Annotated in this window: 24 protein-coding genes and 1 pseudogene; 10 read left to right on the forward strand and 15 right to left on the reverse strand. The window is 69.1% G+C overall.

What is annotated here, in order from left to right; genetic code table 11:
* The 14 genes and pseudogenes from ACWCQ6_RS28520 to ACWCQ6_RS28585 all read right to left on the reverse strand — a co-directional run.
* Window positions 1-520 (reverse strand): annotated as a pseudogene (locus tag ACWCQ6_RS28520) (IS701 family transposase); the annotation flags it as partial.
* Window positions 521-844: 324 nt separating this feature from the next.
* Complete coding sequence (locus tag ACWCQ6_RS28525) at window positions 845-1705, reverse strand: phytanoyl-CoA dioxygenase family protein (protein ID WP_451093965.1); 861 nt, start codon at window positions 1703-1705, stop codon at window positions 845-847.
* Window positions 1702-3819, reverse strand: coding sequence for a phosphoketolase family protein (locus ACWCQ6_RS28530; protein WP_451093967.1), 2118 nt, complete (start codon window positions 3817-3819; stop codon window positions 1702-1704). The genes ACWCQ6_RS28525 and ACWCQ6_RS28530 overlap by 4 nt, the downstream gene beginning before the upstream one ends.
* Window positions 3809-4462, reverse strand: coding sequence for an L-threonylcarbamoyladenylate synthase (locus ACWCQ6_RS28535; RefSeq protein WP_451093969.1), 654 nt, complete (start codon window positions 4460-4462; stop codon window positions 3809-3811). The genes ACWCQ6_RS28530 and ACWCQ6_RS28535 overlap by 11 nt, the downstream gene beginning before the upstream one ends.
* A 14-nt stretch (window positions 4463-4476) precedes the next feature.
* Window positions 4477-5247: a phytanoyl-CoA dioxygenase family protein gene (locus ACWCQ6_RS28540; RefSeq protein WP_451093971.1), complete on the reverse strand. Its 771-nt coding sequence runs from the start codon at window positions 5245-5247 to the stop codon at window positions 4477-4479.
* A 74-nt stretch (window positions 5248-5321) separates the two neighbouring features.
* Complete coding sequence (locus ACWCQ6_RS28545; RefSeq protein ID WP_451093973.1) at window positions 5322-6101, reverse strand: class I SAM-dependent methyltransferase; 780 nt, start codon at window positions 6099-6101, stop codon at window positions 5322-5324.
* Window positions 6098-6772: an HAD family hydrolase gene (locus ACWCQ6_RS28550; protein WP_451093975.1), complete on the reverse strand. Its 675-nt coding sequence runs from the start codon at window positions 6770-6772 to the stop codon at window positions 6098-6100. The genes ACWCQ6_RS28545 and ACWCQ6_RS28550 overlap by 4 nt, the downstream gene beginning before the upstream one ends.
* Before the next feature lie 23 nt (window positions 6773-6795).
* Entirely contained in the window at window positions 6796-7239 is a 444-nt protein-coding gene (locus ACWCQ6_RS28555) for a hypothetical protein (RefSeq protein ID WP_451094017.1), read from the reverse strand.
* A gap of 8 nt (window positions 7240-7247) precedes the next feature.
* Entirely contained in the window at window positions 7248-8294 is a 1047-nt protein-coding gene (locus ACWCQ6_RS28560; RefSeq protein WP_451093977.1) for an enolase C-terminal domain-like protein, read from the reverse strand.
* The gene (locus tag ACWCQ6_RS28565; protein WP_451093979.1) at window positions 8281-9399 is read right to left on the reverse strand and encodes a hypothetical protein; all 1119 of its coding nucleotides are present in this window, start codon (window positions 9397-9399) and stop codon (window positions 8281-8283) included. The genes ACWCQ6_RS28560 and ACWCQ6_RS28565 overlap by 14 nt, the downstream gene beginning before the upstream one ends.
* A 476-nt stretch (window positions 9400-9875) precedes the next feature.
* On the reverse strand, window positions 9876-10235 hold the full coding sequence (locus ACWCQ6_RS28570; RefSeq protein WP_451093981.1) for a hypothetical protein: 360 nt from the start codon (window positions 10233-10235) through the stop codon (window positions 9876-9878).
* Window positions 10232-10426, reverse strand: a complete 195-nt coding sequence (locus tag ACWCQ6_RS28575; RefSeq protein WP_451093983.1) for a DUF5999 family protein — start codon at window positions 10424-10426, stop codon at window positions 10232-10234. The genes ACWCQ6_RS28570 and ACWCQ6_RS28575 overlap by 4 nt, the downstream gene beginning before the upstream one ends.
* 74 nt (window positions 10427-10500) lie before the next feature.
* Window positions 10501-11175: a hypothetical protein gene (locus tag ACWCQ6_RS28580; protein ID WP_451093985.1), complete on the reverse strand. Its 675-nt coding sequence runs from the start codon at window positions 11173-11175 to the stop codon at window positions 10501-10503.
* Window positions 11176-11512: 337 nt separating this feature from the next.
* Complete coding sequence (locus ACWCQ6_RS28585) at window positions 11513-12085, reverse strand: ATP-binding protein (protein ID WP_451093987.1); 573 nt, start codon at window positions 12083-12085, stop codon at window positions 11513-11515.
* Between the two features lie 280 nt (window positions 12086-12365).
* Between ACWCQ6_RS28585 and ACWCQ6_RS28590 the strand changes: the two genes are divergently transcribed.
* Window positions 12366-13175 carry an SDR family NAD(P)-dependent oxidoreductase gene (locus ACWCQ6_RS28590; RefSeq protein WP_451093989.1) on the forward strand — a complete coding sequence of 270 codons (810 nt, stop codon included), beginning with the start codon at window positions 12366-12368 and terminating at the stop codon, window positions 13173-13175.
* Between the two features lie 9 nt (window positions 13176-13184).
* Here ACWCQ6_RS28590 and ACWCQ6_RS28595 read toward each other — a convergent pair whose 3' ends face one another.
* Window positions 13185-14570 carry a hypothetical protein gene (locus ACWCQ6_RS28595; RefSeq protein ID WP_451093991.1) on the reverse strand — a complete coding sequence of 462 codons (1386 nt, stop codon included), beginning with the start codon at window positions 14568-14570 and terminating at the stop codon, window positions 13185-13187.
* Window positions 14571-14781: 211 nt separating this feature from the next.
* Between ACWCQ6_RS28595 and ACWCQ6_RS28600 the strand changes: the two genes are divergently transcribed.
* From ACWCQ6_RS28600 to ACWCQ6_RS28640, 9 genes are all read left to right on the forward strand, one after another.
* The gene (locus tag ACWCQ6_RS28600; RefSeq protein ID WP_451093993.1) at window positions 14782-16302 is read left to right on the forward strand and encodes a radical SAM protein; all 1521 of its coding nucleotides are present in this window, start codon (window positions 14782-14784) and stop codon (window positions 16300-16302) included.
* Window positions 16303-16390: 88 nt separating this feature from the next.
* Window positions 16391-16996, forward strand: coding sequence for an aspartate racemase/maleate isomerase family protein (locus tag ACWCQ6_RS28605; RefSeq protein ID WP_451093995.1), 606 nt, complete (start codon window positions 16391-16393; stop codon window positions 16994-16996).
* The gene (locus ACWCQ6_RS28610) at window positions 16993-17817 is read left to right on the forward strand and encodes a hypothetical protein (protein ID WP_451093997.1); all 825 of its coding nucleotides are present in this window, start codon (window positions 16993-16995) and stop codon (window positions 17815-17817) included. The genes ACWCQ6_RS28605 and ACWCQ6_RS28610 overlap by 4 nt, the downstream gene beginning before the upstream one ends.
* Window positions 17810-18652, forward strand: coding sequence for a PfkB family carbohydrate kinase (locus ACWCQ6_RS28615; protein WP_451093999.1), 843 nt, complete (start codon window positions 17810-17812; stop codon window positions 18650-18652). Before ACWCQ6_RS28610 ends, ACWCQ6_RS28615 begins: the two co-directional genes overlap by 8 nt.
* A gap of 25 nt (window positions 18653-18677) precedes the next feature.
* Window positions 18678-19631: a nucleoside 2-deoxyribosyltransferase gene (locus ACWCQ6_RS28620; protein WP_451094001.1), complete on the forward strand. Its 954-nt coding sequence runs from the start codon at window positions 18678-18680 to the stop codon at window positions 19629-19631.
* A complete protein-coding gene (locus tag ACWCQ6_RS28625) occupies window positions 19628-20128 on the forward strand; it encodes a hypothetical protein (protein WP_451094003.1) in 501 nt (166 codons plus the stop codon). Before ACWCQ6_RS28620 ends, ACWCQ6_RS28625 begins: the two co-directional genes overlap by 4 nt.
* 80 nt (window positions 20129-20208) lie before the next feature.
* Window positions 20209-20514 (forward strand): MazG-like family protein, encoded by a 306-nt coding sequence (locus ACWCQ6_RS28630; RefSeq protein ID WP_451094005.1) that lies wholly within the window; start codon window positions 20209-20211, stop codon window positions 20512-20514.
* A 491-nt stretch (window positions 20515-21005) separates the two neighbouring features.
* Window positions 21006-22037, forward strand: coding sequence for a hypothetical protein (locus tag ACWCQ6_RS28635; protein WP_451094007.1), 1032 nt, complete (start codon window positions 21006-21008; stop codon window positions 22035-22037).
* A 754-nt stretch (window positions 22038-22791) separates the two neighbouring features.
* Window positions 22792-23133 carry a hypothetical protein gene (locus tag ACWCQ6_RS28640; protein ID WP_451094009.1) on the forward strand — a complete coding sequence of 114 codons (342 nt, stop codon included), beginning with the start codon at window positions 22792-22794 and terminating at the stop codon, window positions 23131-23133.
* Window positions 23134-23167 lie beyond the last annotated feature (34 nt).

The raw sequence follows: 23167 nt of genomic DNA on the forward strand, positions 1-23167 counted from the left end.
CGGGCGGCGAGTGCGGCCAGGACGGCGTGGGCGAGCATGGTCAGGGTGATGTGCCGATACCAGCCGATGTAGCGGCGGACCTCGTACTCGTCCAGGCCGCACTCGTTCTTCGCGGCCTGGAAACACTCCTCGTCGCCCATCTGCTGCCGGCGATCCGGGCCGGTTCGCCGGTCTCGACGCCGACGGGTGCGTGGGCGAGGTAGTAGGCGATCTCGCCGGGGTCGGACAGGCTGCGCCGGGCCAGCACCCAGCGGTGGTGGGACGGCGGATCCGGGTCGAAGACGATGTTGGTGGGCAGTTTTGCCGCGGCCCAGTCGTAGACGCGAGGGCCCTTGGCCCCGTTGCCGCAGGACAGCCGCTGCCAGGCATCGGCGGGGGCTTCGTCGATGAGCTGGTCGATGCGCCAGGCACCGGCCAGGGACTTGACCTGCTGGGACTTGGGCACCGCGACGACGTAGCCCAGGCCGAGTTGCTCGAGCAGGCGGCGGAAGTTCCAGTCCTGCCCGTATGCCTCGTCTGCGATCCGCGCCCGCCGGCCCGGCCGGCCTCGGCGGCCAGGTGCTCGTCCATCTCGGCCTCCAGGGCGGCCTGCATCACGTGCTGGGCCAATTCGGGCAGCAGCCCGCCCTCGCCCATCAGCCGCAACCCCTCCCCACGGACCTTCTCGACCGCAAGCGCGGCCAGCTCCTCCAGCAGCTCGCTGGACAGACCGTTCGGCGACACCGGCATCGACTTCACGCCGGCACCCTGAACACTGCCGTCGGCCACGGCAAGCGACACGCTGTCCGAGGTCTCGAGCCAGTGATCCGTCGTCGTACTCATCAGGTGACTCCTTCGGGAAAGATCACACCTGATTCATGACACTCCTAGCCCTTGGACCAGTTTCCCACCACGAGCGGATGGGAGCTGCTCCGCTGCCCTTGGCGAGGGATCCGTCCGGGCGGCGGTCGGGCAGGCCCAGGAGCTGCTGTTCGATCGGGGTGAGAGCGGGGTCTTTCCGGAGGTCGGTGGCGGGGTCGTCGACGGGGTGGAGCCAGCGGTATCCGTACTGGAGCATCAGGGCGATTCGGGGCTGGCCGGAGAGGTTGATGCCTCCGGTGTGCCAGGTCCGGTTCTCGAAGAGGACTGCGTCGGTTCCGGTGATGTCGGGGGTGATGGCGCCGGGTGGGTCGACGGCCCCGGCGGGGACGACGGGTTCTTCGGTGAGGCGGTGGCTGCCGGGGAGGAACATCGTCAGCCCGCAGTCGGGGGTGACGGGGGTGAGGTAGTGGGCGGCCTTAATCGCCATGCGGGGGGTGTGGCAGAAGCCGAGGTCGGCGGTGACGCCGTACATGTCGCGGTGCCAGCCGTGGCGCTCGGGGATGCGGATGGTGCGGGGCGGGCCGCTCGGAAGAGCGATGAGGTGGGCGGACAGCAGGTGGATGTTGGGGCTGAGGAGCTGAACGACGGTGGGTAGGACGGCGGGGTTGGCCAGGAGCGGGAGGAAGGCGCGGTCGAGGTTGAGGCATCCGCGGAAGCCGTCCTTGCCGTCGCCTCCTCGGTCGCGGCCCTGGGTAATGTCGCTGGTCAGGAGCATTTCGGAGGCGGTCAGGAGCTGGTCGCGCAGTTCTGGGGTGATCGCGTCGCGAATGACCGTGTACCCGTCGCGTTCGAAGGTTTCGATGGTGTCGGCGTCGGGTGCGACGGGCGGGAGCGGGGTGCTCATGCTGGTATCTCCTTCGGGGCATCGGTGAGGGTCGTGGCGAGCTGCCACAGGCTGGCGTCGTCAAGGCCGCAGAGCTGGCGGAGGTGGGCCTGGGAGACGGGGCGGCCGGGGTCGCGGTAGCCGAGGACGGTGAGCCGGGGCCCGGGGTGGCGGCGGCCGAGGAGGGCGTGGATGTCGGCCGGGTGCCCGCTGGTGGCCAGGATGATCGGCTCGCGGGTGCCGAAGTGGCGGGCGAACGCGTCCGGGGTGAGGGCGAGGAGGCAGGTGCCTTCCTCAGCGAGAGCGGTGAGGTCGTGGACGTGGACGTACCGCAGGTGCAGATCCGGCCGTTCGGCGCGAAGGCGCTGGGCGAGAGCAGTCAGGGCCTCGGCGGGCAGGTCGCCGGCGGAGGCGAGGATCAGATCGGGCTCATCGGGGCCGTGGTGGCTGAGGTGGGGCCAGGTCGAGATGCCGTGGCGCAGTTCTTCGTCGAGGGTCTCCAACGGGTGGTGGACGTCCGTGTGCTTGCCAGCGATGACGATCGTGCACCGGTCGAGCTTGCGCAGAGCAAAGGTGAGAGCGGCGGCGGTGCGTGCCGGGTCGGCGGGGGTGAGGACATGGAGCGCGGGATCGCCGCCGGCCAGGAGCGCCGAGCTGAGGCTGGGGTTTTGGTGGGTGAGGGTGTTGTGCCAGCCCAGGCTGGTCAGGAGGTAGACCAGGCTCGGCAGCGGAGAAAGCCCGCCGTGACGGCGCACGGCCCGGTGCTTGAGCTGCTGCTGGATGAGGCTGAGGGTGATCGGCGCGAATGCCTCGTAGGTGGCGACGAGCGCGTGCCGGCCGGTCTCCGTGTAGCCCTGGGCCCAGGCGTGGCACAGCTCCTCGTTGAGCACTTCCACCGCCCACGACACCGGGCGCCCGTGCTCGTCGGTGAGGTCGAGGCGGTTGGAGGCCAGCTCGTCGGGGCTGAACACGCGGAACGGGCCCCGCTCCGCGAAGCCCCGCAGGACCTCGGGGACCACCTGCGCGAACGGGCGGCCGACGGCATGGTCAGCGACCTGGGCACAGGCGGCGACGCAGCCGCGCGGCGCCGCGAGACCGTCGGGCTCGGGCCGGGGGCGAGGGAGCGCGGGCAGGAGGTGCGGCCGGGGCCGGCCGCTGGAGGTCAGGAGTTGGTCGGGCTGGTAGGAGGCCAGCCAGTCGGCGAGCGCGTCGAACTCGGCAGGCACACCGGCCGGATCGCGCAGCGGCGTCTTGTGGACCGCCGGAGTGCCGACGAGGTGTACGGGTGCTCCGTGGCCCTTGTCCAGGGTGAGGACCAGGACACTCGACGGTCCCGGAATGCCCAGGGGCTGGGCGGCGCCGAGCGCTTCGGCCACCGCTTGGCGGAGCTGTCCGATGTCGCGGCCGTCGCTGTATACGGGCCGGTGGCCAAGGCCGTTGAAGTAGGTGGTGAGTTCGGCGCGGCTCAGAGTGGACAGCACGCTCGGCCCGCCCATGCGCATTCCGTTGAGCAGGATGACGGGAAGGACGGTGCCGTGGTCGCCTGTACCGTGCAGCGCACGGGCGGCAAGCCAGGAGGCGGCAGTCGTCCCGGTCTCGCACTCCCCGTCGCCGATCAGGACCACGGTCAGCCGGTGGGGCGCGTCGAGCACAGTGCCCTGACCGATCGCGAGGGCGGGGCCGAGCTGCCCGCCAGTGTGCAGGTGGCCGGGGATCATCGGCGTGATCTCCCCACCGATATCGGCCCGGGGAAAGCCGGTGACGAGTTCGCGCAGCCCGGCCGCGTCCTGGCGCAGGCCGGGATGGGCGTGGCCGAGTCGGCCGGTGAGGTAGGCGTGGGCGAGGGCGGAGGGCCCCGCATGCCCGGCGCCGTGCAGGACGTGCAGCTCGTAGCCGTCGGGTACGGCCGCCTGAAGCGGGCCCAAGGCGGCGAGCATCCGGTTGACGGGCGGGCACACCCCCCAGTGGCCGGCCGGTCGCGTCTTGACGTCGGCCGGGGTCAGAGGCCGGGCCAGAAACGGGTTGTCGCGCAGGTAGAGCTGGGCGAGACAGAGGTAGTCGAGCGCGTCGACGACGGCGGCCACCGAGTCGTCGGGCACCAGGCGGTTCGTTCGGCGGGCGAGGTCAGCCCACATGGGGTCCTCCTGCCGGGGCGAGAGCGGCTTCGACGGCGCGGGCGTGGACGGTGCCCTCCCGTTGCAGGCGCGCGGCAGCGCCCACGGGGCAGTCGACGATGGTCATGTGCCGGCCGTACGGGCAGATCCCGCCGTCGACGACCGCGGCGATCCCGGCCCCCGTGGTCCGGTCGAAGGCGACGACTTGGCCGGCGGTGAGCGCCGGGAGGTCCTCGTCGCCTGCGGTGGGGGTAGAGATGCTGCACACGGCGGCGGCCAGCGGCTCGCCGGCCAGGGCGACCAGCTGGCCCAGAACCCCGTCGGGACATCCGACGAGCGCCGGGGAGCCGACCGCCGCGACGGGCTCCACGCCCGGCTTCCACGGAAGACGTAGCGCGAGGTCCCCCGGCCACAGGCCGCCGGTCAGTAGGCGGGCGTCGTCGCTCAGTTCGAACAGGGCGTCGGTCGTAGCCGGGTTATCGAGCAGGAGCAGCAGCGGCTTGGTGGCGGGGCGCTGCTTGGCGCGGAAGACCGCGCTGGTGGCGGCGGGGTCGGCGGTGCGGGCACACAGCATGTACCAGCGGGGCGTGGGCACGGCGACCACCTTCCCGGCGGCCAGGAGCCGGGCCGCGTCGGGGAGTTGGTCGGGGGTGAGTACGTCCATGGCGCTCTCTCCTCTCACACGGTTCCGAGGCGGGCTAGGGCGGCGAGCGCCGGGTACTCCAGCCATGGGTCCGACAGAGCCTTGAGGGCGAGGTCGGGGTGCTGGGCGTGGCTGACGCGGAAGTACGCCATCACCCTGGGCATACTGCTGGTGTTGATGCCGACCCGGTGCGGGACGAGGTGGTGCATCACGATCACGTCGCCGGGCTCGGCGGTGAGAGCGGTGCCGTTCTGGGCGTCGATGTCGTCGGGGGTCTGGGCCGACTGCCCCAGGGCCCAGTCCGTGGCGAAGTAGTCGGCCATCCGGTGGTGCCCGCCGGGCACGTAGTGCAGAGCGCCGGCGTCCGCGGTGTCGCCGCCGTCCAGGACGATGCCGACGATGAAGGTGAATGTGCGCAGGTCGCGGGGTTCCAGGTGCGGGCAGGAGACGCCATCGACGTGCATTCGCTTCACGGGCTGCTGTGCGCCGTGCGGCAGACGGATCTGGATCTGCGCCCGAGTGACCGGGGCGGTGGTCGCGGGCCGCAGTAGGTCTCCGGCCAGTTCGCCGAGGCCGCTTCGCTGGTAGAGGGCGAGGAGGTCGGGGTGTTCTTCCAACTCGGGGGCGAAGCTGCGTTCGGTGTAGGCGGTGAGCCGCGCAGGGTCGTACGCCTCGGTCAGCCAGCCGCCGACTAGGTCGCGGGCCTGGGACAGCACGGCGCCGTGGACCAGGCCACGGCGTATGAGAACACCGTCGTCAACGAACCGGTACCGCTCTTCGTCGCTCCACGTCACGGATCGGGGCATGGTAGATCTCCTTCTCGGGAGGAGGGGGGCCGGGGCGGGAAGAGGGGCCGCCCCGGCGAAGAGGGAGGGGCGGGTCAGCCGCGTCGGCCGAGGACGACCTGGAAGGAGGCGTGCTCGGTCAGGCCGCCTGCGGCGGCGTGCTCGTCGAGCAGGGCGCGGGCCCGCCGCTCGAAGTCGTCGACCCGCTCGCCGAACAGCGGCCGGGCGGCGAAGGAGGTCGAGTACAGGTAGCCGATCACCGTCTCGGTGCTCCACTCCCGCTCAACGGCGATGGTGTGCTCCTCGACCTGGCCGAACGCGGACTCGGCGAGAATCTCGCGATACGGCCGGTCGTGTGCCACGTACTTCTGGCCCTTCCCGGCCCGCCGCTCCTCGCCCAGGTACTCCTGGATCAGGGCGCGCAGAGCATCGGTCCACTCGGTGCGCGCGGTCCACAGGCTGCCGTCCCCCATGACCGCGACGGTCCCGTCCGGAGCCGTCATGCTCTCCAGACGCGACAGCACCACGCCCTGATTCATCCAGTGGAAGGCACGGCAGACCGTGACGAGATCGGCTCGGTAGGAGGGGGGCGGGGTGAACTCCTCGGCCGACGTGTTGTGCAGGCGGACGGCGACCGGCAGCCCGGAGAGCGCCTTGTCGGCCTCGCCGAGCATGCCCGCGTCCTGCTCGACGACGTCGATCTCCGTCACCTTCCCGGCCAGGGCCAGAGGGACCTGCCCGGTGCCGGACCCCAGATCGAGCAGGACGCAGCGCTCCTTGTCGGCCACCCGCTGCGCGAGCAGGGCGACGGCTTCCTCTGGGATACCGGGCCGGTAGGTGGCGTAGTACGGGGCAGTGGTTTCGAACTTGCTCACGAGGTAGGACTCCTGGTGGTGTGGGTTGATGGGAAGACGGTCTGCTCGATCCGGCGGACCGCGCCGAGGAGGCCCGGCACCACCGTGACCCGGCCGGGGTGCTCGGCCAGCAGCCGAAGCTCTTCGGCCGACGGTGGGCGCGAGGTAATCCACATGGCCTGGGCGCCGGCCGCGAGGGCGCCGCGCACGTCGTAGTCGAAGCTGTCGCCGACGTGCAGCACCCCCGCAGGGTCGCGGCCGTGCAGTTGAGCGACAGTCTGCACGGCGCGCGGGTCAGGCTTGGCGAACCCGAGCTGCCACGAAGGGTGGTGAGCTTGGAGGTGGGGCGCGAGGAGCCTGGCGATGTCAGCCGCTGGTTCGTCCCAGTGGCTCACGTTCGACAGGGTGACCACCGGCACGATCCGGGCGATCCGTGCCACCGCCTCCACCGCCCCGGGCCACAGGGCGAAGCCGGGCGGACGGTGGCCGTGGGGGAAGGCGGACGGTGAGATGCCCAGGGCGACGCACACCGTCTGCGGCCCTGTCGCATCGCTGTCCGGGTCCAGGACGTGCAGGATCCTCTGGGCGATCTGCTTCGCCTCCCGGACCGGTAGCGGGGACAACTCCACCAGGCGCTGCGTCAACGTCGTCCCAGACGGCTCTCCCAGGGTGTATCCGACGTCGAGGCTCACCAGCCGCACCGGAGTCGCCGCGCTCACGAACGTCTCGCCAGGGTCGCGATGATTATGCCGATCCGTTCGATACGTACGGGACCGGGACCGGCTTCGCCGAGGAAGGTCAGAAGCTGCCGGGCCTCGGCCGGTGACCAGCCGCTGGTGTCGACACCGGCCTCGGCAACGGCCTGGGCGAGGTCGTCGGGGATCGTCGGCGGACGTGAGCCGTGCGCTATCAGCAGCGTGCCGCTCCACTCCCCACCGGCCTGCGCCTGCGGCAGGCCGGACTTGAGGGGCAAAAGGACGGTGACGTCGTCGAACGTCAAGATCCGGACCGGGAGTTCCGACAGCACCACTGGCCGGTCGAGACGCAGGGTCGCGGACAGGAAGGTGTCATATCCACTCAGCCGCTCGTCCACGATGAGAAGCACCGTCTCCTCACGCCGTTCCAGGCGCCCGTGGACCGCCAGCTCGCCCGTGTGCATGGGTGCCACTACCGGCGCACCTCCATCCCGAGACCGGGCCGGTCGGGGAGCGTGACGTGCCCGCCGTCCGGCTGGAGCATGCCGCGCAGCGCCCGCTGGCGTCGCGGCTCCCACACCACCTGGTACTCCACCGCACCCGCCGTGTGCGGGAGCGCGGCGGCCAGGTGCACGGCGGGCAGGAACGCCCGGCCGTGCAGGTGGACGGGCACCGTCGCGTCGTGCGCGGCTCCCAGCCAGCGCCGCGCTTCGGTGATGCCGCCGCACCACACCGCGTCGAACGTGAACGCCTCCGGTCGGCAGAGCTCCAGCAGGGCCATGGCGTCTTCCACATGGGCAAGCCGCTCGCCGAACGCGACCCGCAACCCTTCCGCCTGGCCGCGCAGATGCGTGTACGCGGCCCGGTCGGTCCGTGCCAGCGGGTCCTCCACCCAGCGCACCGCCTCCGTGAGGAGCGGCGCGACTTCCGTGGCCCGTCGGTGGCCCCATGTGCCCAGGGCGTCCACCGCCACGCTCTGCCCCGCCCATACCGCCGCCCGTTCGGCCAGCAGCGCGACTTCGCCGGCTTCCGCGTCGCGCAGCGCCCACTTGGTGAAGGCAAACCCCTGGTCAGCGGTGGCCTTGACCGACTCGGCGGACGAAGCGGAGGTCAGGTCCAGGGAAAGCCAGGAGGCGTAGACCGGAACCTGCCGCGCGGGCCGGTCGCTGAGCAGGGCCGCGACCGGGAGGTCGGCAAGACGGCCGTGCAGGTCCCACACCGCGCAGTCCAACGCCCCCACCGCCCAGCGCCCCAGCCCCACCGCGTGCGGACCGAGTTCGGCCAGGAGCCTGCACAGCAGACCCTTGTGATCGGTCACCGGGTGCCGCAGCGCGCTCTGCCCGAGCCGGGTGGCGACGAGCGCGGCAGGCAACTCGTCGACTGGGGCGAACACTCCGGCCATCCCGCGGGCCTCAACCACCACTGCGAACCGACTGTCGCCCACCTCCCACGGACCCGCCACGCTCTCGTCGAGACGCTCGACCCGCACCCGGTCGATGACCGTGTCAGCGAGGTCCATCGACGAGGTCCTCCCCCGCATACGTGAAGTACCACAGCGGCCGGTAGCACTCCCAGCCCACCGGCCTCAGCCCGGTCGAAGCCATGGCCCGCTCGATGGCCGTACGCGCCTGCAGGTAGTACTCCAGGCTCTCCGCGCCCGGCGTCCGCATGCCCTGCATCATCACCGTATGCGCCTGGAAAACCTGGTAGTTCGGGAACGCGTTGACCACGCCCGCCAGCGCGTTCACCCCGCGCACGAAGTCCTCCATCGGGTCCAGCCCGACGATGTACGTGTACGAGGTGTCCAGCCCCGCTGCCTGCGCCCGCGCCAGCAGGCCCGGCATCTGCTCCGGCCGCAGGTCGGCCTTGGTCGACTTCATTAAGGCCGCCCGCCGGGTGAAGTGCTCGGCTGTCAGCCTGAGCACGAACGGGGACACCTGCGACGCGATGGTCTCGAACACCTCATCGCTGCGCAGCACGGAGGTGAGGAAGCCGATCCGAGCTCCGACGCCGACCCGCTCCAGAGCAGGCCGCAGGGCGGTCAGGTGAGCGACAGCGGCCTCCTCCCGCTCGAAGCAGCCGGTGGAGACAGTGACCTCGGTCAGTTCGGCCAGGGTGCGGCGGGGGTGCTGCTCGCCCAGGGCGCGTAGCAGGTCGTCGAGCCCCTGCTCCTCCTGCAGCCGCGGGTCGGCGGCGGCCTCCAGAGTGTTGGGGCACCAACCGCACCCGACACACCGGCTGCGGGCGTTGGGGTTGAGGGTCACGGCCCGGCCACCGTTGCGGAAATATCCTCCGACTGCCTCGTCGGCGTCGATGCGTTCGACGTGTGCGACCACCTCGCCGTTCAGCGACAGCTCGTCGCCCCTGAGCCGGAACGGGCTGGCCGGCTGGTTCAGCGGGACGATGATCTGCCAGGGGACCTCGGGGCGGCGCGTGAGCCGGAGGTTGACCCGGGCCCGGTGGCGGTCCTGGTCGGAGGTGATCCCGTACAGGTTGACTGCGATCAGCAGCACGTCCTCGATGGGCGCCCCGTGGCTCAGGGCGGCCCGCTCCAGGTGATGCAGGCGTGCGGTGCCGACGGCCCCGTCCGAGGATATGGCCTGGCTCTTGGAGAGATGCGGCATAAAGGACTCCAACTGTCGTGGATACATCGGGGTATTGCTACGAGGCGGGGCGGCAGCGTGCCGCGTGCGGCATATGGCGGCAGAGTCCGCCCGGCACGGCGATCGCGTTCTGGCGGCGGCCAAGGCGTCCATGGCCGTGTATCCGCGGTGGACGAGGGAGGAACCAAGCCGTACGGCGCGGCGGGAGACAGGAGACGGGAGGAGCGTTCACGCCGTCCGCCCCCACCCGGGGCCGCCGGACTCAGGTGCTGCCGTGGCGTTGGCCGCGCTGGGCGGCTGCTCTTCGGCAGGTGTCTGGTCCGGGACCGTAGCGGCGCAACCGAGAACGCGGACAACACCAGTCTCGTGCACGGCCATGCCCCCAGCCAGAGCAAAACCGATCACATTAGCCCCGAGCAGGATGAGACCGGCGGTACGGCCTTCCGGAGCCCGGCGCCGGTCGCTCTTCGCCCGACTGGCGGGTAGGGGTGAGAGGCTCATGGCGCCATCCCGACGGGCTCGGCGAGCAGGCCAACGTCGTTGGGCAACTCCAGCAGACGGTTGAAGACTGTGGCAGCCTCGTCGGCGCGGCCGATCCGGGCGAGGGCCTGGGGCAGCCACCCGGTGCAGATCAGGGAGTGGTCCTCGTCGCCACGCCGACTCCCAGTGTACGAGGGCGATTTCGCCGTCCGTGTCCAGCTCCCGCAGCGCCCGGCGGGTGAGTCAAGGCGGCTGGTGGATACGGGCCGCCAGAATCCAGACCGGGGCAGCGTCGTGTCGTACGGGAGCCTGACGACGACGTCACGCAGTACAGCACAGGCCGCAGAGAGGCCCTTCTGTTCGGCGAGGGTGCTCACGCAGCCACCGCCGTCGTAGGGCGGTGCGGGGCGATGATCTGTCCGTCGGGGAGCAGTTCCCCGGTGTCCTCAAAGAGCAGGACACCGTTGCACAGTCGGCTCCAGCCCTGCTCGGGGTGGTGCGCGGTCAGGCGGGCCGCCTCACGGTCGGGGGACTCTGCCCCGGGACAGGTGGGTTGATGTTGACACATAGGTGATGTCCTTACAGGGAGAGGCGATTAGGGAACGACGAGGTGGACGAGGAATTGGGCGGCCTCGTCGTGGCTCACCAGTCCTTCTCTCGGGTTCGGCGGTTGCAGGGAAACGCCCCACGGGCGGAACTTCGGTCGGTGATGTCGACGAGCGTGACAGCCCGAAGGCGACGGACGAGACGGTCGGCGACCATCAGGCGCGTGTCCGGGGCGTCGATGGGCAGGACCGTCTTGATCGGGCGTGCTCCAGTCGGCGGGGGCGGGTAGTACGTGCCTTCCACCGCCACCAGCTCCGTGTCGCGGACGAAGACCGTCACGTGTCCTCTCGTCCTGAGCCGGGGGCACTGGTGCGCCGACACACGTGCGTGGAAGAGGCATGCGGGCGGCTCGGTCGTCGTCACGCCCTCGTCCCAGTCGTAATCCGGGTCCTCGGGCGAACCGGTCGGCCGGGGCAGCACCCACAGCACGCCGTGCTCGGTGCGGGTGGCCGGCCCCATGCCGACTTGGCACAGCAGTCGCTCCATCGCCTGGCACTGCTTGAGGGGATTCATCTCCGCGTACTCCGGCGCACCGGTCTGGGGGCCGCGGACCTGGGGCCACAACTGACCCTCTTCGTCCCGGTTTTCGGGGCCCTCGTGGTAGACACCATCGGGCCCGATGCGCAGGTGTGGGATGCGGACCGTCTGGTCGGACCACATGGCGACAGCGGGTACCGGAAGCAGCCGGGACCGGCGAGGGACGGTGGTCACCGCCCCTCCCGCAGAGTCTGGGCGAGCGCACTGGTGAGCGGGCCCTTCTGCTGAGGCGAGAGCGATTCCACGACGACGAACCTGGACGTGTACACCGCTGCGGCGGTCGGATTCATCGGGGCCTCTCTCGCAGCGGTGGGGTGGGTCCTCCACCGGGCGGTCGGCTTCGCGCAGAGGATCGCGTCACCAGGACGAGGCTGGCCGCCCGCCGTGTTCGGAGCTTGGATGGGACCATTCGGCGGCCGGAGCACCGCACCCCGTCGAACGGGCGGCGTTCCCAGGAGGACAGCCTCGGCCCCTCGGGAGCCGACCCGACTTCGTTTGTCGCGTCCACAGCTCAGAGGTCCCTGACGCCGATGAGCACGCGGCCGAGCAGGTGCGGGTCGGCCCGGGGCCGTCCATGTCCGGTCGACGGAGGCCGACCCGGGGGCCGTTCCAAGCTCTCGCTCTCACTGACACGACTCACGGGGCTGAGGCCTGCCTCAGCCCACACCACCTTGCCGGACCTGCCCAGAGCCGGGTGGTGGCCCCAGCGACTGCTCATCATCGCGACGATGAGGACCCCTCGCCCGCTCGTCGCCTCGACCCCGGGCTCTGTCAGCACGGGCGGCCTCGCGTCGCGGTCCCACACGGACACCCTGACGACGTCACGGACCATCTCCAGCGCCAGCTCGAAGGTCTGCACGTCGAACTGCGAGGAGAACAGAAAGACCTCCTCGCCCTCCCTCTTCTTGGGGTGCCGTACCGCGTTGGTGGTCAGCTCCGAGACGATGAGCTTTACCGTCTCCACGACCTCGGCCGGCACTCCCCAGCGGGAGAGGACGTGGGTCGCGTGCAGCCGTGCCAGGCCCACAGCGTTGGGCGTGTCGGCCAGCGTGAGTGTGTCTCGCGGGTGTGGTTCCTGGGACATGGTGCCTCCCGAGTCGGGAGAGGAGCGCGGGGTGCCGCTGTCTCTCACTTCGTGTTGGGGACCGCCTGACCCGGGTTCGACGGTTGAGCGGTGGTGCACTGCCGTTCCGGGTTCTTTTCGTCACCCGGGTCCGTAGCGCCGACGTCGGCGATCGCCGCTGCACGGTTGGTCCAGGGCCGGGTACGTCCAATAAGGGAACCCCTGCGGCGCCCTGGTCAGAAGGGTGCATGCAGGATGTCTTCGACCACGCGGGTTGGCACGGTTGGTGAAGGGTGCGCAGATGACGGACGCAGGGCATGACCGCGGACAGCGCGGGGTGACAGGGCGCTTCGCGGGCCGCCGCATCGTGGTGACGGGAGGCTCCAGAGGGCTGGGCGAGCACGTGGTGCGCTTGCTCCTGTCCGAAGGGGCGCGGGTGGCGACGTGTGCCCGGAAGTCCGAGCCGCTGGAAACGCTCCGCAGTTCGCTCGGTATGCCGACTGCTCTGTTCGTCCGGTCTCTGGACGTATCCGTGCCGAAGCTGCTGGAGCGGTTCGTAGAAGACGCCGCCTCAGCGCTGGGCGGGCTGGACGGTGTCGTCGCATGTGCGGGTGGTGCGCGGGGGCGGGGAATCACCGAGGCATCTGCCGAGGACTGGGCGGCGACGTGGGAGATGAACGTCGGTCATGTCGCCCGGCTGGTCTCGACGAGTACCCCTCACCTGCGTGAAACCGGTGGCGGATCGATCGTCGTGGTGGCCTCGGTCTCCGGGTGGAAGCCGGGACCGCAGGCTCAGTACGGTTCGGCGAAGGCAGCCCAGATCCACATGGTGTCGTCCCTGGCCAGGGAGCTGGCAGCGGATGGCATCCGCGTGAACGCGGTCTCACCCGGATCGATGCTCATCCCGGGCAAGCGGTGGGACCGGATGCGCCGAGAAGACCCGTCGGCCTTCGACCGCTTCCGCTCGGAGTTCCCGGGGGGAGAGCTGGTGCGGCCGGAGGAGGTGGCGGACGTGATCGCCTTCCTGCTCTCGGACCAGTCGCGTGCGGTGACCGGGATCAACCTGCCCGTCGACAAGGGCCAGAACGCGCCGACACCGGAAGGGTACTGACCGGCGCCTTCAGGCTGCTGTGCCGAGTATCGGCCGAGTCTTCCGCTCGAAGTCGCGGACAACGGCCTCGCCCCGGTAAGGAGCAAGACGCGCGCGAAAGTCACGCAGGGCCTGGACGGACCGTTCGCTGTGTACTCCGGCGAGCAGGTCCACGGCGTTGCTCGCGGTGCCGACCGCCTCGTCCAGCCTGTTCTGCTGGAGGAACGCCGTCGCGAGCACCGAGCGACTGATGGCTTGCCGACGGCGCCGGTCGCTGTTCGACTCGACGGACGCCAGGGCGAGGCGCTCGGCCTGCACCGCTTCGTTGAGATCGCGATGGACCAAGGCCGCTTCGGCTTCCAGATAGTGGTGGTCCAGGAAGCGAACCCATGGCGATTCCTCGGCAGGGCCCCTGCTGGCCTCCAGGTTCTTGCCGGCTGCCAGGAGGGATGCCGTCGCGCGCTGGGAATCGCCCAGGACGGCGTACCCGCGGGCGGCCATGGCGTGCAAGCGCATGAGCCCGAGCGGGCTCCCCGCGGACTTGGCGGTCGCGATACCCGCTCGCGCCAGTGAGACTCCTTCGGTGGGGTTGCCGAGGCTGGTGGCGAGGTGCGACATGCCGGCCAGGATCTGCCCGCCGAGTACGCGGTCGCCGCCCTCGGCGCACAGTCTCAGCGCCTGGATCATGTAGCGCTCCGCGAGTCCGTAGTCGGCGGAATCGTACGAGCACCATCCGGCCATCGCCGCGAGCTTCGCGGCCGAGGTGTAGAGGAGTCGGCGCTGGTGTGAGGGCAGATTGCGCTGCTGCAGCATGGGTGCGAGTTCGGTGCTCAGGTAGTGCACGATGCTCGCTCGTACTCCCCCGCCGCCGAAGCGGTTGTCCATCTCGTCGAACATCTCGATCATCGCCTGGACCTGCTCGGCAGGGCCGCTGCCGGCGACTACAGCGAGCCGAGGGGCCTGGTCGTCTTCCAGGAGCCACAGCAACCAATGCCGTTGCGGGTCCAGCAGGGCAGTCGCGACGTACGGCACCGCACCGAGGAGACTGCGTCGCGAGATGTCGGTCGAACCAAGCTCCGCGAGCGTATGAAGTGTTTCACCCACGTCTTCACGGTACGTCAAGGCTCTTGCGGCCACGGGACGCTGAGACTGCCCAACGAAGCCGATATCCAAGGGAGATACAGGGCGGCCCAAGAACCCGGCCAAGGCGGCGGCGATGAACTCCGGGGCGCGGCCTCGCGGAGTCATTCCCTGCAGCCACCGGGTCACCGATGCCTTGTCGTAGCGCGACACCTCGCCCTGCAGCGCGCTCAGTTCGTTGACCTTGCGCGCCAAAGCGGCGTGCGAACACCCGGTCTCCTGGAGCACAGCCGCGAACGCGGCGTTGGCCTCGCCACTCCCCCTTGAACTGCCCATACGCAGATGATGCCTTGTGGATCACTCTGCGTCCCAGCCTTTCGACACAGGGCCGCGGAAATGCAACCCCCGTACAACCGAACAACCCCGTCACCCCCTCCTCCCGAGCCCCGCCAACGCTGACACTGGGACGGCTGTGGGGCCCACGGCCCTTCCCGGCGAGAACGCCGCTGGAACACCGCCGACGCCCTCAGCGCTGGAGGGAGAACCAATGCAGCCTGTAGTGATCTTGGACTGCTTCACCGTCGAGCCGAGTGGCCTCGGCGTACCGCCCTACCTGTCGACCTACGTCCGAAACGCCTGGTCGGCGCTGCGTCAGGCTCGGCCGGAGGCGGACGTCCGGTACGTGACCATCGACGACGTCCGCTGGTGCCTGGCCGAAGGCAAACCCACCGTCGAACCGCCTCAGAGCGACCGGCTCACATACTCCACCACCGTCAACCGGAACGCCGCCGTTCAGCTCCTGCGGGACGCCGAGATCGTGATCGTCATCGCCGGGGACGCGGTCCCGTCCATTCATCTGCACGCCGTGAACGGGTCGTTCGAGGAGATCACTCGCGCGCTCGCCTGCACGCGGGGCCGCCGATACCTGCTCGGCCCGCTGTCCGCCTACGCCCTGGCCTCCCCTGCGGAGTACGCCGGGCTGTTCGACGCCGTCCACACCCACACCGTGACATCCGGCGACCTTCTGCTCGGCAGCCGGCGCCCCGCCGACTACGAGCAGATGCGACGCGAACGCGACTCGTTCGCCGGCCTCGTCGAACAGATGCCCTGGCGTCCGATCGCCGAGCTGGAGTTGTACCGTGGCTGCACCCGACGCAAGTTCTGCGACTTCTGCAACGAACCGGCGAAGTCGCCCCTCGTCGCCTTCCGCGAGGTCGACGACATCGTCGCCGAGGCGGCCCAGCTCTACGCTGCCGGCGTCCGAAACTTCCGACTCGGCCAGCAGACCTGCTTCTTCTCCTACCGCCATCGGAACGAGAACGCGATCCGCGCCCTGCTCAGCGGCATCCGCGACCACTGCCCCGAGCTGGAGGTGCTCCACATCGACAACGCCGATCCCCTGGCCGTGGCCGCACCCGTCGGCTTGCGCATCGCCAAGCTGGTGGCGGACTTCTGCACCGAGGGCAACTGCGCGCCGATGGGCATCGAGAGCTTCGACCCGGCCGTCATCGAGCGCAACACCCTCACCTGCACGCCCGAGATCCTGATGCGCGCCGTCGAGCACGTGAATACGGCGGGTGCCGCTCGCGGCCCCGGTGGTCTACCGATGCTCCTCCCGGGCCTGAACCTGATATACGGCCTCCCCGGGGAGACCCATGGCACCCACGTGGCGAACCTTCACGGCCTGGCCGGGATTCTCGACGCCGGCCTGCTGTGTCACCGGACGAATGTGCGCCTGGCGAGGGCGTTCCCCGGTACCCCACTCGCCGCCCTCGATGAGCGGGAGCCGCTGCCGTCGGCCGAGCACTTCGCATCCTGGAAGGCGGACATCGACTTCACCTGGGATCAGCCGATGAAAGAGCGGGTCTACCCGACCGGCCTGCGCGTGCCTGGACTCCACTCCTACTTCATCAGCGAGGAGGGCACCTACTGGCGGCGGTTGGGCTCGTACTCCATCCAGGTCGTCGAGCGCGGCGCGGCGGTGCCGCTCGGTACTACCGGTGATCTGGTGGTCACCGGTCATTCGCCGCGCGTGATCTTCGGAGAACGCGTTGCATCCACTTCCTGACGGGACGCTCGCGACACTGACGGCCCTGGACGCGGCGGCAGACCGTACCGTCCGTGCGGGTCTGCTGCTGCCCTGGGCCAACGTCGCCGTGGAGACCGAGTTGTCCAGCCTCGGCCTGCGTCACACGGTCTTCCACCATGCACGGCTCGTGCCCGCGTCCCGGACGACGGCGATCGACGCCTCGTTCTGGCACGGCCTGCGTGAAGCATCGGTTCATGCGCTGGACTCGTTGTCGCACGTTCCGCTCGATGCGGTGATGCTGGCGTGTACGTCAGCGGGCTTCACTGACGGTCCGCCGCTTCCGGGCGGCGTGTTCACTGCTTTCGACGCCCTTCTGCGGGCTCTCACCGAGGCGGCCGTGGCGCGCGTGGTACTGGTCACGCCCTACCCCGCCCCGGTGACCGAAGCGGAAGCGACGGCGTTCGCCGAGGCCGGCGTGGAGGTCCTGGCTCATGCGAGTCTGGGCCTGGCCGACGGCTATCCCGCGATCACCCCAGATCAGATCCTGGCCCTGGTGGGGCAGCTACCGCAGGAAGTGGTCGAAGCTGCCGAAGCGGTGGTCTTGTCGTGTACCGGCTGGCACACCCTGCCGGTGATCACTGAACTGGAGCACCGGTTCGGGAAGCCGGTGTTCTCGTCCAACCTCGCCATGGCACTTCTGGCCACCCGAGCCCGTGCTGGAGTCGGTTCATGACGATCGAGCGTGTGAAGGCGAAGCCGCTGGAGATCCGGCGAGTCCACCGGTTGGTGGCCCGCGCCGCCGGCCTTCCAGATGTGCGGGCCGAGGTGGAGGCCAATCACGACGAGAACCGGTGGTGGCCGATGTCGATCGGCGATCCGCGGGTACGGATGCTCGCCGCCGGCTGGTCCACCCGGGTCTCCTATCGAATGGTGGAGACGTACGCCCGGGTGATCACCTCGGCGGACGCCCGTGGCTTCGACAGCCTCCTTGCTGCCACGGACGCCGAGCTTGCATCACTGGTACGTCCCATCGGTCTGCCGCAGGCCCGGATCGACTATCTGCGCTCCCTCGCCGAGCTTCTCCGTGCCTGGGAGGAGGAGGGGATCGACCCGACTGCGGAGTCAGCCGACTGCGATGCCCTGGTCCTGGACTTCGCTGCGCGGGTGCGAGGTGCGTCCTACAAGGTCGCCCAGTGCGCACTGCTCACCGCCCGCGGGTACCACTGCGGCATCATCCCGGTGGACTCCGGCATGGTCACCAAGCTCGCACCCGCTTTGGGCCTTGCCCTTCCGACGGGAGCCGTGGCACACGAGCGGATGCGGCACGTCCTTGAGGCGGCCGTACACGCCCGCTCAGCCGAGTTCCGGTCGCTGGTTACCGACAACGAGTACCAGGTCTCCGTCCCCGAGGGGGTGGAGCCGACCTGGTGGGTGCACCTCGTCCTCATCTACTTCAAGCGGCTGTACCTCAACGGTCCTGCCCCGCAGCTCTGCGGTCGGCGACCGGTCTGCTCGAAGGTCGTCGACTGCGCACACCGCGCCCGCCATGCTTGACCTCCTGGGGGAGACCGTGGAACGGCTCGACGTGATCGGCAACATCAGCCGGGACCTGACCCGCTATCCCGACCACCGTGGTGGATCCCGGCTCGGCGGTGCGGCTCTGTTCCTGTCCCTGGCGGCGGCAAAGGCCGGCCTCCGGGCGGTCCCGGTCTGCGTTCTCGGAAAAGATCTCGCGCACCTTCCGGAGGTACCGGGTCTGGACACGCTCGACTGGTCGGCACAGGTCCAGGTCGACGGCATGTCCACCACCTTCGACTTGGAGTACGACCTGCAAGGCGAGCTGATACGCGTAGGCACGGACTACGGCGTGGCCGAAGGACTGACCGAGCACGCGCTCAGACACGTGGACCTGTACCCGCGCGACACCTACCACGTCTGCTGCCGCCGCCCGCTGGATGTGGCGGCAGTGCTCGACCGACTCGCCAGGAACGGGACCGACTTCAGCGTGGACTTCTTTCTGCCGAGCGCGGAAGAGATGATCCGCGCTGCCGCCCGCTGGCTGCCGAAGGCGACCACCCTGTTCGTCAACGCTGCCGAGTACCGGCTCCTGGAGCAAGTGATCGACTCCGGTGCGGTCCCGGAGGTGGTCATCACCGATGGCCCCCGGGCAGCAGTGGTTCACCACTTCGGACGTCAGGTGGCCTCCGCCGTTCCGCCGCCGCGTCCTCCGCGCGAGGTCTCCGGCGCCGGAGACACCCTGGCCGGGACCTTCCTGGCCCACCGTTCGCAGGGTGCGACAGCCGCCCAGGCTCTGGCGGAGGCAACTGCAGCCGCAGCCAGGTACGTCGCGGCCCCTTCCCTTCCGATCCCCGCGCCCCGTCGCGGCTGACCTATCGACTTGGGGGCCTCTCCCGGTGTCCGTCTACGTAGCCCACCGGCTCTTTGCCGCCCATGACCGCGCTCTCGCCGCCAACCTCGCCGATCGGCTAGCCGCGAAAGTCGGTCCCGATCGCGTCTTCCTGCCGTTCTGCGACACCGACGAGGAGGACCTGGTCGCCGAGGTCAAAGGACGCCGCCTGTTCGAGCTGGACCGCGAACGCCTCAGCCGCCTCGACGCCATGGTCGCCATCCTGCACGGCCCGAGCCTCGACGACGGGGTCTGCATGGAGATCGGATACGCCGCTGCTTCGGGCGTCCCGGTCATCGTGCTCACCACCGACTTCCAGACCTACTCGCTGACCGAGGCCGGCACTCGCCTCGAATTCCCCGACCCCCTCCTTCAGGCCGTGGCCACGCGCATCGTGCGCGTGGCCAAGCTCGGACCGCCAACTCTGCCGTCGACTCCGCCCCAGTCCCGCTTCCCGGGCTTCCAAGCACGCAACATGGCCCAGACGAACACGGCACTCGACGCGACCGTCGACGCGCTGCTCGACCTCCCTGATCGCGCTCCCCGCCTCGGGGGTGCACCCCCGGTGATCGGCGCACCCGTCTACGTCGAGGCGTCGCCGTACATGGCATGGGGCCGAGGTCACCTGGCCAAAGCGTGTGTCGACGCCGGCCACACGGTGATGGTGCCCCAGCGCTTCACGGCAGCGGACCCAGTAGCAGGGGCCCTGGCCGACCTGACCGCGGTGTGTTCAGCTGCCCGGCTGCTGGCCGACGTCTCCGGCGCGGAAACGCCTCCGGGAACCGCCTTGCTCATCGGTGCTGCTGCGGCCAGCGGCGTACGGATCGCGGCCTTCCAGCCGCGCCCGACGTTCACGCACGCCCATGGCCGGGAGCCAAACTGGCGCAACCTCATGGTCCAGTACGCCGCCGACGCTCACCTCGACAATGGCGACGCCGTCCTGTCCTGGCTGGCTGTATGAACCTCGACGAGATAGTCGGCGACTATCAGACCTTGGTCCTGGAAGGCTGCGACGGAGTCGGGAAGAGCACGCTTGGTGAACGCTTATCGACGGACCACGGCTTCGTCGTGGTGCACTCCCCGAAGACACCCGACCATCTCGACCTGGCAAGTCGCTACAGGAACATCCTCGCCGGGACCGGCCGGATCATCTTCGACCGGTGCTTCATCAGCGAACTCGTCTACGGCCCCCTTCACCGGGGCCGGTCCCGGATCAACTGGAGCCAAGCGATCGACCTGGCCGAGAGCGTCATCGAGCGTTCCGGCATGCTCGTTCACCTGACCGCATCGCCAGCCGTCATCCGCCAGCGACTTCTCCTGCGCGATGGCGAGGCGGTCAGCCTGAAGGAGGTGTCCGCGCTGGTGACGGGATACGAGAGGGTCTTCTCCACCCTCGCGGACTACACCCGCGTGCTCACCCTCGACACCACAACCCTCAAACTCCCTTCGGCAGGGTGACGGCCTGCCGAAGCCAGAACGCCGGCGCACTGCTCCCGCTAGGCTTCGAAGGCACCTGCTTTACCGCCGCTGGAGGAGTCTTGGAGATCGGGTCCGCCCAGAAACTCGCCTGGGAAAACAAGACCCTCAAGGGGTTCAACACCACGGACGTGGCCTTGGAGTTCGGCCTTCTCACCGCCGAGGTCAGCGAAGCCTTCACCGCTTGGCGCAAGGGGCTGCCCGACCTCGGGGAAGAGCTGGCCGACGTCTTCCTCTATCTGACAGCCCTGGCTGAGATGAATGGCGTGGATCTGGACTCCGAGGTCGCACGGAAGATCGAGAAGAACACGCGGCGTACGTACGAACGGAACCAGCACGGAACTCAGATCCGAACGAGCGACACGTAGGTCTTCCCACTGATCGGCAGCTCGTGTGAGCGCCAGCGACGGTGGGCCCTCGAATTCTTCAGCGCTCGGTTCGAGGTATCGAGGTCGATCACTGCAGGGAGGACAAGCAGCTCGTCGCCCGCCAGCCCTCACGCCTCATGGGACAAGCCAGGTGCCACCATGATCGGGATTCGAACCCGAGACCTACGCATTACGAGGCCCCACAAGATCATCCCAACTGGTGCCGGACGATGCCGCGGAATCTCGTTTCCCCAGGTCAGAGACGCCTGACCTTGATCACTATGACGCTGGGTCCACCCTAGTGCCACCCAGTCCGTTCACGCAGCACTCACGCAAGGTCGCTTCCGGTCGGGCCGCCAAGGACGCGGGGTGCAGAGCCATGCCTGGCCGCCAACCACCCCTTAAACGCTGGCATGCCAAGGGAACGGCAGGGGCTCGAGTCCCACCGAAACCCAGCCCCTATGTCAGTACCTCCCACTACGCTGCTGAACGTGGGGGAACCGGTGAGCGAAACGAACCTGCCAGCATGGCAGCATCCGCTGTTGCATCTACACCACCGCTGGGTTGAGAAGCACGTGGTTCCGGCCGAGAAGGCTGCAGCCGAGCTGAGCATCGACTTCAACGCTTCAGCGATCCGCAAGGCACTCGGCTACCAGCGGTGGACATACCTTCGCAGGCTGAGAGGGCCCGCGATCTTCTTTGCCGCGCTGGCCCTGTTCGCTGTGGTATCGCGCCCGGCCGCATGCAGGCCAGGCGGCCTGCTCACCACAGACGGAGCCCACTGTCCTACCTACACCGAGTACGTCTTCGGACCGAACGCTGACCCCTGGGTGTCAATCACGCCTTCGCTGGGTTTGCTCGCCCTCTTCTGGATCATTTCGGTCTGGCGGGGGGAGAACATACCTCGCCTCTACAAGCCGCTGTACCTGTTGCTCGCCCTCCTCACCGCCAGTGCTGATCTGATCGCGGTGGATGGCGGCCGGTACACGAAGGCCACTCGGCTTAGTGCCAAGGCCGCCGAGCTCGGCCTGCCCCTACGAACAGTTGCCAGGAACGCGGCTTCCGACTTCGGGAACCGCGGAGTGCTCCGCAAGGAACTCCTCAGCCATGCGGAACTCGTAGAGACAGCGGTGATGCAAGCAGCGGATGGCCTCGTCCAAGACCGGGCGGCTTCAGCGCGGAAGCTCGGCACGCTGGCCGGCCTCATTGCTGGAAGCATCGCAGCTGATCGATTCACCCAGATGCTGCCGCCCGCGGAGCTACCAGAGGAGGCGGTAATCGAGCCCGACCGCCTCGATGGCCGCCGACTAGCCAAAGCCTGTCTCTGGTCGGCTATCACCGTCACAGCGTCCGCGCTACTCCTCGCAGGGTTGGGCACGCCGGCCGAACTCCTGGTACCTCTGGCAGTAGTGGCCTTCGGGGTGACGGCGTACGTCCTCCTGGGGCTCTGGTACGGCCTCGGCGAAGCAACCCGACTGACGCGAAGCCTCATGTCGTTCTTCTCCGCCGGCCCGCCTCTCTGATCAAGTCTCGTGAGTCGGCTTGGCGTCGCTTGCACTTCAGCAACTCACCGCGAGCGTTGCAGGGCAGGCGCGGCTCGGCCAGGCACTGAGCTTGACGTTTATCCTCGCCTGTCACCCAACCTGCTGATCTGCGGTTCTTCCCGGGACAGCTGAGGCGGCCGTTCTCCACGCTTCGAGATGTCGAGTCACGAAGCACGAGAGAACGGCCGCTGCGTATGAGTCTCCCTGTCCCAGGGCCCGCAGGCGAGGCGTTAGATGCCGTGGACGGTCCCAGGGGCAGCCACATCAAGTCCCTTCCTCACCAGGCGCTTGATGTGCCCGCCGAAGCGCTTGCGCCTCTTCTCTTCGACGGTGCGCCGAATGAGCCGCTTACGCGTGCACTGCCCTCGGGCCACAGGCACTCCACCGCAGACCACGTCCTACTTCACGGCAGTTGCAGAGCCGCAAGATGGAGCAGCAGCGCCATGCCTCATCGATCCGAACCAGCTCAGAGGCCTCGCCCGACCCTCCGTCTCAGGGACTTTTCAGGGACTTTCAGCGCTGCCTGAGAGACTTCCGAGGGACTTTTCGCTACCTAACGCAGCAAGCTCCTGAAAGACCGGAAAGGGCCTCCGGTGCAGGTCAGAGGCCCTTTCAAGGCAAAGCCGCAGGTAGCGGCAGACGAGTCGGGCTGTACGCCGGGTTCTGTGACCAGCACGCCAAGGTCGCCCCTCCCCCTGACAGCCCGCCATAACTCTCAAGTACCGTTCATCTTATGGATCACGAAGGTCCGTGGCGGTTCCCGCAGCCGCGTGCTCTGCCGGGGCCGACACGTAAGGAACCAACGGTCAGCACCAGTGACCGGTTCTTCCTCAACACCCTGGCGATCATGGGGATGCACCGAATCGAGAGTGCAGCCGAGAAAGCGGATTCTCCCCGTGACGCTCTGATCGAAGTCGGGCTCACGCCACGCCAGTGGCAGCACATCCTCCTTGTGCTGTCTCAGGACGGCAGCGACCGGTCCCGGGGCCTGCTCGAGGTCCTCTCGGGGTGGGATGCTCCGAACGCGACCACAGAAGCAGAAATGGGAACGGGAGCGGGCGCGAACGGCGGCTGAAACAGCCCCGCCCGCGCCCGGCACGTCTCCGTCA

The sequence above is a fragment of the Streptomyces sp. NPDC001880 genome (assembly GCF_053594575.1).